This window comes from Allobosea sp. 05T439 (assembly GCF_056396005.1).
Genome location: NZ_JBFTKP010000037.1, coordinates 47,825 through 59,308 on the forward strand (window position 1 = coordinate 47,825; position 11,484 = coordinate 59,308).

Sequence of the window (11,484 nt, forward strand, 5' to 3'; positions counted from 1 at the left end):
ATAACCATGAAACACTGCGGTAGTCTTGTCGCTGCGGCGCTCTTCACGCTCGCTGCCGTTCATCCTTCCAAGGCGGAAATCACAGGCGAAAGGCTTCAGGCGCTCCTGCCCGGCCTCGAGAAACAGGCTGCTGCCGGGATGAAGGAGTTCTCGGTTCCTGGCATGGCCATCGGCATCGTCTTCGACGACCGGCTCATCTACAGCAAGGGCTTCGGCGTCAAGACGATCGACAAGGCCGACCGCGTCACGCCCGACACCATTTTCCAGATCGGCTCGACGACCAAGGCGTTCCTCGCGACGTCGCTCGCCCAGGCGGTGGATGCCGGCCGGCTGAAATGGGCCGATCCCGTCATCGATCATATACCCACCTTCCAGTTGGCCGATCCATGGATCTCGCGCGATTTCCGCATCCTCGACCTCGCCGCGCAGCGCTCCGGCCTCACCCCTTACGTCAATGACGACCTGACCCTTCTCGGCTTTGACAAGCAGACGCTGATCCAGTCTCTGCGCGTCGCGCCGCAGACGGGCATCTTCCGCTCGCAGTTCGGCTATCTCAACATCCCGCACATGGTCGCCGGCGAGGTGCTGGCGAAGGTGAACGGCTCGCCAAGCTGGTACGAGTCGGTGAAGCGGACGCTGCTTGATCCCCTTGGCATGTCATCGACGACGGCCACCCTGGAAGCCATCACGCAAACCGCCGACCATGCCACCGGCCACAGATTTGCCGAGCGCCCGGTCGCAATCCCGTTCCACGCTGCCTTCCCCTATGCGTACGGCCCCGCTGGCGCCTTCAACTCCAATGTCAAGGATATGGCCCAATGGCTGCGCCTGCAGCTCGGGCGCGGGCATTTCGGAGAGAAGGCCCTGGTCTCCGAGGAGAACCTCGATGTCACCTGGACACCGCGCGTCGCGATGAGCGAGCGCGTCAGCTATGCCGTCGGCTGGGTCGTCAACGCCACGCCAAACGGGCGCGTGATCTGGCATAATGGCGGAACCCCGGGCTTCGGCGCCCATGCCGGCTTCCTGCCAGATGGCAGGACCGGCATCGTGATCCTGACCAATCTCGGCAATGCGGCCATGGCGGATGCGCTCGCGCAATGGTTTTACGACCGGGTTCTCGGCAATCCCGAGGTCGACAACATCGCACTCGCCGCCGCCGCCATGCGGACAAACCGTGAGCTGCAGCGCAAACAGGCGGCCGCCTTCATCCCAGGGCCGCTTGCTCCCTCTGCCGGCGTACTTGTCGGGAGCTATGTCTCTCCGGTTCTCGGCACGGCGACGGTCGCCGCCGTCGACGGAAAACTGCAGATGACTCTCGAAAAGACCGACGCGGTCGCTCTGCTCGTATCCAGCAAGGATGATCCGAACCTGTTTTCGGCGCGCCTCATGGCGACAGCTGGCTATGAGCCGATCGTGGCCATCGCCGGCGATGTTCCCTTCACCCAGATCCGGTTCGAGCGCGACGGTTCCGGCAGCATCGCCGAACTCCGCTGGCTGTCTCCGGAACTGCCGCATGTCTTCACACGCCAGCCTGGCCAATAGGCCTGAACCCTTCCGCGCCATTCCAAGGACGAGCCCATGAGCACCCTCTCCCACAAGCTGGCCCGGACTTCGTTGGTCCTTGCCCTGAGCATGGCTGCCGCTGCGGCTTACGCGGCCCCGGTCACTGCTCCCTCTCAGACCATGAGCGAGCAGCGGCATATCTTGCCAGCCGGCGACATGTTTCGCGGGATCATCGATTTCCTGGGCGATCAGGACAATTACGTTCACGACAATCACTACGACTGGCAGCGTTACCGGGACACGACGTCCCGGAAGGAGCGCATCCGCGATTACTATCAAATGCAGCAGGAAGCGCAGAAGGACTACTGGCGTCACCAGAAGGAGGCGCAAAAGCAGATGATCAAGCAGCAGCGTGGCTGGTAAGACCTGACGACCGCTCCATCATCCGGGGAGCGGCATTGAGCTTACGCCGCCTCGCGTTGGACCGATCCAGCGTGAGGCGGCGACTATGCCCAACCAGGGCCGTGGTTCCAGGGCAGGCCGAACGGCCAATCCCATCGACAGCCGAACCCGCCGCGCCGGAAGCCTTGGTCTTGAAGTGCGAAGACGCGCGGCTTCGTGCCGCGTGCCCCACAGAACCCGACGTCCGGGTTTGCGGAGAGCAAGGTCAGCGATGCCATTCTCGCCCTGACCGATAGTGGGGTAACCAACTCCGCGGCGAGAGACCCCGCTGGCGCACGCCGCAGCCGATCCGCTTCATTCAATCTTGCCGCTGAGCACCGCCCGCAATGGTAACGGCCCCTGTCGTCACCGTGCGCAGCTTCCAGCCCTCGGATCGGGACCCCGCGAGGTTGAGACGCCCGGCCATGAAATGCAGCCGCTTGGTATCCTCGCTCTTCGAGGTGCAGAAACGGTCCTGAAGGTAGAACGGCGGCATCGCCTGGTAGAAGAGCGTCGCCTCGATGGCAGCTGGCTTACCGTCGATCTCCGACAGGGCGATGCGATAGAGCGTCGCGTCGCCGCCACCCTCCCGATAGTCGGGATCGTCACCGACCTGCACAGGTCCGGCCTCGTCAGCCAGTTCCGAGCCGGCGCCGAGGGAGGCCGCGAGCTTCACCCGGTCATCGCGCCCGAGATAGCCCCTCGGCAGCAGGCGATTGTCCTTCACATTCGAGCAGATCGACAGGAAGCTCGTGGTCAACTGCCCCGCGGGCTGGGAGCCGATGCCACACTGGGCCGGCCCGGACAGCGGGGGGCTCGAAACCAGCTCCTGATAGATCTGGACCTGATCCTGCCGGGTGATCACCTCCCGATGCGGCTGATGCGCGAGCGGATCGAGTCTGGCCGAGCAATCCGCATTCCACCAGACTTCGCCGGCGACGGGCGCGCCCATCCCGTCGGTGATGACGCCGAGTGCGTCAGTGCGCCCCGAAGCCCAGATCGCCTTGCCGCCGGTGTCGAGCACCTTGAACGCGATGAATGCGCGCCGGAAGCCGACGCCGCTCGGGAATTTGTGCCCAGTTTTGTTGGTGACACGTACCGACGCCTCCAGCGCCGATTCAGTCATCCTGACGCTTTCGACGGCGATCGCGGCGGTGCGTTCCGCAGCCTGGTGGTCGATCGCCTTCTCGGTGAAGAGCAGCGGATCGACCCCTTTCTTCGTCAGCATCGGATCTTGCGTCCGGATTCCCATCAGCTCCGGGAACTGCTGCGCCATCTTGATCAGGAACGAGTTCAAACCGACCAGCACATGGCTGGCGAAGCCGGAGCGCACGGGCAGGTCGATCTCCTCGGGCGGCAAGGTGTGCTCCGCCTGAGGGAAGTTTGAATATTCCTGGATGCTGGCAATCTTGCTGCGATACGGGTGTCCGTCCGCATCGCGGCTGGGCATGTGACAGCCCTGGCAGGTTTCGGGGCTCTTGCCGGCGCCGAATGGCAGCGCTCCGTCGGGCGACTGGCCGGTACGGAAATCGCTGAACGCCCATTCCGCATAGGTCGTCTGCTCGTAGGTGTGTCCGATGACCTTGCCCTTGTCGAGCACCGGCAGGTGAACCGTGTGGCAGCTGCCACAAACCTCCGAGCTCTTGATGGCGGGGTTTTGCAGCGGCGTCATGCCGAGTGCATTCTCCATCGGCTTCGCCTTGGGGCCCTCGAATGGCCCCTTCATCTCGGTCATCGCGCCCATCAGGAAGCTGCCGGTGAAGGTCCTGGCGAAGCCGGTATTCTCCGGGTTGAGCCGTTCCTGGCGCTCCTCGACGCAACTGTTCTGCGGCTGCGCCTTGACCCGGCTCCGTTCGGCCTCGCTCAGCGCCATGGCGTGACAAGTTGTGCAGGATACGCCGTCGCGGGCGAGCGCACCGTGCCGGGCCTCCAGGCCGGAATGGCCGGCGGGCCAGGGCACGGCAGCGACGGCGGCACGCGGGAACGGCGAGCAGCCCTTGCCCCTTGCTCTCTCGTCGATCTTGAACTGCCGCTGCCCCATCACGCCGTGGCAGCCGAGGCAGGTGTCCTGCACGAGCTCGGCGGCTTCGGGATGGAAGGTCTCCGTCTCGCTTGCGAGCTGGGCGAAGAAGACCGGGTCGCGTCCGGCCAGGCCCATGGGCGACGAACTCCAGGTGCCATAGGGCGAAAGATTGAGGAAGCGGCCGTCCGGCCCCGGCAGCGTCATGTCGAAATGCAACCCGGTCGACCCGGCATCGTGGCAGCCGAGGCACTGGTCCGAGGTCAGGAACTGCTGCTGGGCCTCGCGCCGGTTCGCACTGGCCCAGACCACGTCATAGGTCTGGGATGGCATCCGCATCACCTTGTCTGCGGTCGGATGCGGAAACGGGATGCCGTAGAAAGTGGTGAACTCGGGCGCAGGGCTTTCGCGGGCCGGAGCGCCGAGCAGCGTGATGTCGTCGGATTCCTGCACGATGCGCAGGTGGTTGAGCATCGCGGACAGGTMGTCATGAGCTTGGGCGGAACGGTCGGTGAAGGCGTTCTGGCTCAGGAAGACCAGCGGGCGCCCGGGCTCTCCCTTGATGTTCTTCAGGTCCGCGAAGGTCGAATTGGCCTTGGCGCTGGCATGGCAGTTCACGCAGTACTGACCGAAACCCATGTTCGGGTAGCCGTTGCCGGGCCCCGCCGGCCAATCGGGCTTCCAGTCGCTCCATCCGAACCAGCCCCAGAACCAGCCGTCATGCGAGGCCTTCGCGTCGCGCACCATCACGGCCGCACCGCTCGTCGGCAGCAGCCGCAGCGGATCGACATCGCGGCACAATGCGGCAGGCGCCGGGAACATCTCCTTKATCATCATCGCCCCGTCAGGCACGGGGGGCTCCGCTGTCCCCTCATGGGCCTGCGTCCGGTTGGCCTTCAGCCAGCCGAACATTTCCGGCGAGTACCAGATGACCACCGGTGCATGGGTGCCATGGTAATTGCCGCTGGTCTTGTCGTTGCGCAGCGTCGCGGTGAACGGCCCGGTATCGCGAACCATCTTGTCGACGCGCCAGCCCGCGGCAAGGTTGCGGTGGCAGAAGGCGCCGAGATAGCGGCCGAGCTTTTCCTGGTAGACATCGAGAGGAAAGGCGCCGGGCCTTCGGATATCCCGGTCGAGCGCGGCGCAAAGGGCAGCGTCGGCCGGCACGAGCGGCATCGGGCGTTCAGCGGGACACTGGGACGCGAACGCAAGTCCTGGCACCAGGGCCAGCAAGACAAATAGCGCGATCGTGCGGAGCATGAATCAACCCGGGCGACATTCCGTTTGAGGCTGCGCACAAGATGAGCAGAGCGCAAGCGCATCCCTCCTACTCACCGCGCAGCCTCATTCTGATCGGAGGAGCAGCAGCTCCTGTCCCCGATTTCTCTCGCCACGACCTCGGGCGTCACGCCGTGACCTGCTGCTGCTTCGCGACCTTGACCAGATGGCCAGCCAGTCTGTCGGCCAGCGCCATGATCGTCAGCGTCAAGTGTTTGTCGGGGAGCTCAGGAATGACCCCGCCATCGCAGATATAGAGGTTGTCGATGTCATGGCTCTTCAGGTCGGCATCGACAACGCCGCGTCGCGGATCCTGCGCAATGGCCGTGGTGCCGGCATAATGGATGCCGGTGCCGCTGTTGTCGCGGCTGGCGTAGATCATCGTGGCGGAGGCCCGCCGCAGCACGCGCCTGCCCCAGACCGTCATCGCGTCCATCATCTGATGGCTCGCTGCAGGAATGGTGAAATCGACCTCGACCTGCGGGACGCCATAGGCATCGACGCTCCGGCCCGGACGCACCCGGTTTCCAGGCGTCGCCTCGCCCTGGCAGAACAGGCCCAGCGTGACGTAGCTGTGGAACATCATCCGCGCGAGCCGTTCCTTCAGGAAGGGCGGAAAGCCGCGCATCGCGGTCAGATAATGCGGCACGTCAGGCGCGCTGTGGATGGCATGGCCGATGAAGGGGAAGGGCGCGCCACTCGCAAGCTTGCCTTGCGACAGCAGGATCAGCAGATCGCCATAGCCGAGGTCGTAATCGCGGCGCTTGCCCCAGAGCTTCAGCAGGGAGGTGGAAAGCACGACCTTGGGATTGTCCTGCAGCCCTGCCCCGACGCGCCCATGCCGGTTGCCGAGGCCGGCGGGATCGGCGTCATCGGCCGAATTGAACAGGATGCGCGGCGTCTCGAGCGCTCCCGCGGCCAGCACGACGACGCCGGCACGCAGAAGCCGCCGCTCGCCGGTCGCCAGGTCGAGATACTCGACCCCATCGATCCGCCGGCTGCTGCCATCGCGGAGCAGGCGAACCACCTTTGCCTGGGTCCGCAGCTCGTAGTTCGGCAGGTCAACGATCTGCGGCAGCAGCCGCGTCGAGAATTTATAGACCGCGCCGACCGGGCAGCCCGAGGTACACATCCCCGTCGAGATGCAGGATGTCGGGGTTCCAGCCCGGGTGTTGATCGCCTTGCGGTTCGGGATGGCATGGGAATGCGCGTCGTTCAGCGACTTGACCGCGTTGACGACCAGCCGGTCGGCCGGGCGCAACGGCTTCGGTGGCAGATAGTCGCCGTCCGGCAGGTCCGGCAGGCCCTCCTTCGTGCCGCAGACGGCGATCAGGCGCTCGACGGCGCCGTAATGCGGGGCCAGATCGGCATAGGAGAACGGCCAGGATTTGAAGTCATCCGCCGAAAACCGGACGCTGACGCCGTTCCAGAGATTCTGCAGTCCGTTGACGGCGAGGACCTGGAAATGCCGGAACCCCTCCTTCGGCCGTGCCGTCGAGCCAACAGTACCATCGGCAAAGAGCGGGTGGACGAAGAGGCTGTCATGCGGATCGCTGGGCCAGGTCGTACTCGGATCGATGCCGAAATCCCTGGTCACGCCGGGCGGCAGTGTCGTCTTGAAATGATCCTCCGGCAGCATTGCGCCATGCTCGAGCGAGATGGTGCGCAAGCCGGATTTGGCGAGCTTGTGGGCGAGAATGCCGCCGCCGGCCCCGGTGCCGACGACCACGACATCGCAGAATTCAGCCTCGGTCACGCAGGCCTCCCACGGGCCATTCCCCGACTGAGCGCAAGAAATCCGGCGAGGCGAAGCGGATATATTCGAGGAAGCCGAAGAGCGCGGTCCGGTCAGGACCGAGATCGGCGCGGCGCAACCGCCCTGTATGCGCGAAATCGGCGCGCTGCTCGACCGCTACGAGCGCCGCCCCGATCTGCCGGTTGGCTCGTGCAATCCGCGTGATGTCGGTCAGAAGCGGAAGCAGGACCGCGCGATACGGACTGAGCCCGATCAGTGCGGCCATCAACCGCTCCGCATCTTGGGAGGCAGCCCCTCCGGCTGCATCGACGTGCTCCTGCGGCTGTCTGTCGAGAACCGGCGGCATGAGGCTCATGCCGTCACGACCCGAACCGGGCCCGCATCAAGCGTCCGGAACGGCCGCCCCGATTCCAGATGCCGTTCGATCTCTTCGAGCGAGACACCATTGGTCTCCGGGACCAGCAGATAGGTGAAGACCAGCCCGGCCGCGCAGACCAGCGCATAGACCGCGAAAACCCCGCCAAGACCGAAGCTGCTGACGAGCATGGGGAAGGAGAACACGACCAGGAAGTTGAAGGCCCAGTTGGCGAGCGAAGCCACACTCATGCCGAGACTTCGGACCTTGAGCGGGAAGATCTCGGACATCATCACCCAGGGCAAGGGACCGATGCTGGCTGCGAAGGCCGCGACATAGAGCACGAGGCCAATCGTCGCGAGGATATCCAGCGCCTCCGCGTCGGTCGCCGCTGCGATGGCGATCATGCCGAGGCTGAGGGCCGTTCCGGCAAAGCCGATGAAAAGCAGCCGACGCCGTCCGATCCGGTCGATCAGATACATTCCGACGAAGGTCATCGCGACATTGACGATGCCGATCCCGACCGTCGCCAAGATCTGGGTCGAGGTCGAGTTGAAACCCGATTCCTTGAAGACCGTCGGCGCATAATAGATCACGGCATTGATGCCGCTGAGCTGCTGCAGGAAGAACAACCCCATGCCGACCACCAGCGCTGGGCGAACCGACGGGCTGAGCAAGTCCGCCCAGGTGCCGGGCCTCGTCCGCTGCTGCACCGCCTGCCGGATGCTCGCCAGTTCGGCATCGACCGCGGGATCCTGAGGCGCAAGGTCGCGAATCCGCGCGATCGCCAGACGCGCCTCTTCGGTGCGGCCCTTAAGGGCGAGCCAGCGCGGCGTGTCGCCCATGCGATACATGCCGATCAGCAGAGCGAGCGCCGGCAGGACCCCCATCAGGAACATCAGCCGCCAGGACTCCGCGAACGCGAAGTCGACGACATAGGCACCGAGAATGCCGAGCGTGATCGCCAGCTGATAGATCGAGACGAGCATGCCGCGCTTTTCGGCGGGCGCACTCTCGGAAATGTAGAGCGGCGCCACCATCGCTGCGATGCCGACGGCCAGCCCGAGCAGCAGACGCKACGCCGTCAGCATCCAGACCGCGCCAGCCGCGGCTGAGAACAGCGCCCCCGCAGCAAACAGCACCGCGGCGACCAGCAGCAGGGCACGACGGCCATAGGTTTCGGTGGTGCGCCCGGCCAGCAGCGCCCCGCCCAGCGCGCCGAGCGGGACGGCAGCGGTCATCAGCCCCTCGTCGAACGGGCTGATCGCGAATTCGCCGCGCAGAAGATGCAGCGCGCCGGCGATGACACCCTCGTCGAAGCCGAACAGGAATCCGGCAATGCCTGCGATGGCGGCTATGAAATAGATCATCATCTCGGCCTTGGTTGATCTGGAATGGCGCGCATCAGGGCAGCAGGCCGTTCGCCACCTTGCGGAATGCAGTGACGATGTCGCTTTCGTCGGCTTCGGTCAGCGTCGAGCCGATGGCGAGCAAGGCGCCGCGCGCATGGAAATCGTCGCATCGCGGCAACGCCCCAACGCGGTAATCATAGGCTTCGGCGAAGGCATTGGCGGGGTGTGTCCAGGGGAAGCCGTCCCGGCTGTTGGACCGACGCTGGACCAGACTTGGAATGTTGAAATACCAATGCATGCCCCATTCCTGCATGGTGATGCAGGCGAGGCTGCCGGGCGGCCCGGCGATTCCCTCGGCGCGCAGCGCATCGACGAAGCGTCGCGCCAGGTCGGCATCGGGCAGCAGCATCAGCAGGAACGGACCGGTATCTCCGGCCGGGTCCGGGATATGGCGGAAGCTGATGCCGCGCAGATCCGCAAGCTGCTGGCGAATGCGCCATTTCGAGCCCCGCATCGCGCCGGTGATGCGCGACAATTTGCGCATCTGCGCCAGCGCCATCGCGCCCGCGAGCTCCGACATGCGCGCGCCCATGCCCCAGAGCTGGCAGGCCTCGTCGGAGGCGTCGAGCCGGCCCTTCTCGTTTCGGGGATAGCCGAGGTCGTGCAGTGCCGCGATACGCCGGAACAGCGCATCATCTTCGGCGACGATCATCCCGCCATCGCCAGAGGTCATGTTCTTGTTCAGTTGGAAGCTGAAGATGCCGATATCGCCGAAGCGCCCGACCGCCAGCCCGCCGACATGCGCGCCGGCCGCCTGGGCGCAATCCTCGACCAGCCCCAGGCCATGGGCGCGACAGATCTCCGCGATCTCGGTGATGCGGCCTGGCGCTCCGCTCATATGCACGCACAGCACCGCGCGGCTCTGGGGCCCGATCTTGCGCCGGAGATCTTCGGGATCGATGCAGAAGGTCTCGTCGATATCGACCAGGCGGGGAATGGCGCCGACCCGCACCACGGCCGAGAGGCAGCTCACCCAGAGATAGCCGGGCACGAAGACCTCGTCGCCCGGGCCGACCCCAAGCGCCGACAGCGCAATCGTCAGAGCCGCCGTCCCCGACGACACCCCGAGCGCGTGGCGATGTCCGAAGGCTTCACACCATTCGCGCTCCAGGGTCTCGACCATATGCTGCGGATCGGGGCCGTAGAAGCGGAATGGGCTGCGCGCGCGCACGACGCGATCGACCAGTTCGCGCTCTTCTTCGCCGATCCAGTGGACCCCAGGCAGTTCCCAGGGCAGCGGCTCGCGCCGGACCGGAACACCACCGTCGATGGCGAGCCGATTGGCCCGCTCCTGACCAATCCGCGATCCTGTCTCGGCCAGATCGGTCATGAATATCTCCTGTAGGCAGCTCGTCGGCCTGGGGGCGGCCAGACCATCAAATCCGGGAAGATGTTGATCTCGCCAATGCACCGCTTGTAGCATGAAACAGAAGAACAAATCCGGCATTTAATTCTGGAAATAATTCGAAATGATTAGAAATATTTGGATTTACAGATTACGAGATCCAATATTATTGATCTTGATGCTCATATTCGCCAGCGGAACTGCTTTCGGCTTCGGTATAGCATCTGTCTCCGGCGTTCTGGATCTTATAAAGGCAGAGTTTGGACTTTCGGAACGGGGGGAACAGCTCGTCGTCGGGATCCTGGTACTCGGCTGCTTCGTCGGCGCCGCCATGGCCRGCCCCATCTCGGCCCGATGGGGCAGAAGACGGACGATCATGCTGGCGGCCGCGCTCGGCGGGCTCGGCTATACGCTGATCCTGGCCAGGTTCGGACTTGGCGGATTGCTGGCAGGACGCAGCCTTGCCGGGCTGTGCATCGGCCTGCTTTCAATGGTGGTACCGATGTACGCGGCCGAGACGACGCCGGCGCGCCGGCGCGGCGCGGTGGTCTCGATGTTCCAGCTCGCAATCACCCTTGGCATTCTCGGTGCCTATGGCGTCACGCTCGCCTACGCAGCACGCGTGCCCTGGCCGATCCTGCTCGGCGCCGGCATCCTCCCCATTGGCCTTTGCCTGCTGGCAATCCTGCTGCTGCCCGAAAGCCCGCGCTGGCTGGCGGCGCGGGGTGACCACGCAGCGGTTCTGAAGGCGGCGCAAACGCTCGGCCTCGCCGATGAATGGCGGGAGGCCCGGCCCGTCCTCTCCCATGCCGGCGCCAGCCGCGGCGCTCTGCTCCGGCGCGGCAGCACTGTAGCTGTGCTTCTGCTGTGCAGCGCCCTCTTCGTGCTGCAGAACCTGAGCGGCATCGACGGCATCCTCTACTACGCCCCCCGCATCTTCCAGGAGCTCGGCTTCTCCGCCGGAACCGCCGCACTGGCCGCTACCTTCGGCCTAGGCCTTGTCAATGTCCTCGCCACGATCGCGGCCATCGCCATGGTTGATCGCCTGGGCCGCAGGCCGCTGCTGATCTTCGGCTCGGGAGCGATGGCGATCGGGCTCGCCGCGGTCATCGTCGCCTCCCAGCTCGGCTGGCCCTGGGTCGGCCTGGCGGGCCTCGCAGTCTTCATCGCGGCCTTCGCGCTGAGTCTCGGCCCGCTGCCCTATGTGCTGATGTCGGAGCTTTTTCTGCTGATTCCGAGGGATGCCGCCCCCGGATTCCGATTTGATGTCGCCCCCTCGTTCCGAGATTAATCCGCCCCCGGATTCCGAGATGATGCCGCCCCCTGTCGGGCGGTGACATGGCGGGTCCTCTGCTGGCTTAGGCTTGCTCCTTT

Annotated in this window: 8 protein-coding genes; 3 read left to right on the forward strand and 5 right to left on the reverse strand. The window is 65.1% G+C overall.

What is annotated here, in order from left to right:
* Positions 1-6: 6 nt before the first annotated feature.
* On the forward strand, positions 7-1,542 hold the full coding sequence (locus tag AC1DIO_RS28415; RefSeq protein WP_441504472.1) for a serine hydrolase: 1,536 nt from the start codon (positions 7-9) through the stop codon (positions 1,540-1,542).
* Positions 1,543-1,578: 36 nt separating this feature from the next.
* On the forward strand, positions 1,579-1,926 hold the full coding sequence (locus tag AC1DIO_RS28420; RefSeq protein WP_476854425.1) for a hypothetical protein: 348 nt from the start codon (positions 1,579-1,581) through the stop codon (positions 1,924-1,926).
* A 337-nt stretch (positions 1,927-2,263) separates the two neighbouring features.
* On the opposite strand, the gene AC1DIO_RS28425 is transcribed toward AC1DIO_RS28420, so the two are convergent.
* The 5 genes from AC1DIO_RS28425 to AC1DIO_RS28445 all read right to left on the reverse strand — a co-directional run bounded on the left by AC1DIO_RS28425 (position 2,264) and on the right by AC1DIO_RS28445 (position 10,095).
* Positions 2,264-5,140: a hypothetical protein gene (locus tag AC1DIO_RS28425; RefSeq protein WP_476854426.1), complete on the reverse strand. Its 2,877-nt coding sequence runs from the start codon at positions 5,138-5,140 to the stop codon at positions 2,264-2,266.
* A gap of 229 nt (positions 5,141-5,369) precedes the next feature.
* Positions 5,370-6,998: a GMC oxidoreductase gene (locus tag AC1DIO_RS28430; RefSeq protein WP_441504469.1), complete on the reverse strand. Its 1,629-nt coding sequence runs from the start codon at positions 6,996-6,998 to the stop codon at positions 5,370-5,372.
* Entirely contained in the window at positions 6,985-7,263 is a 279-nt protein-coding gene (locus AC1DIO_RS28435) for a hypothetical protein (protein ID WP_441504468.1), read from the reverse strand. The genes AC1DIO_RS28430 and AC1DIO_RS28435 overlap by 14 nt, the downstream gene beginning before the upstream one ends.
* A gap of 86 nt (positions 7,264-7,349) precedes the next feature.
* Positions 7,350-8,723 (reverse strand): sugar porter family MFS transporter, encoded by a 1,374-nt coding sequence (locus AC1DIO_RS28440; protein ID WP_476854427.1) that lies wholly within the window; start codon positions 8,721-8,723, stop codon positions 7,350-7,352.
* 34 nt (positions 8,724-8,757) lie between these two features.
* A complete protein-coding gene (locus AC1DIO_RS28445; protein ID WP_441504466.1) occupies positions 8,758-10,095 on the reverse strand; it encodes a DegT/DnrJ/EryC1/StrS family aminotransferase in 1,338 nt (445 codons plus the stop codon).
* Between the two features lie 193 nt (positions 10,096-10,288).
* On the opposite strand from AC1DIO_RS28445, the gene AC1DIO_RS28450 reads away from it, so the two are divergent.
* On the forward strand, positions 10,289-11,401 hold the full coding sequence (locus AC1DIO_RS28450) for a sugar porter family MFS transporter (RefSeq protein WP_476854428.1): 1,113 nt from the start codon (positions 10,289-10,291) through the stop codon (positions 11,399-11,401).
* Positions 11,402-11,484: the final 83 nt, after the last annotated feature.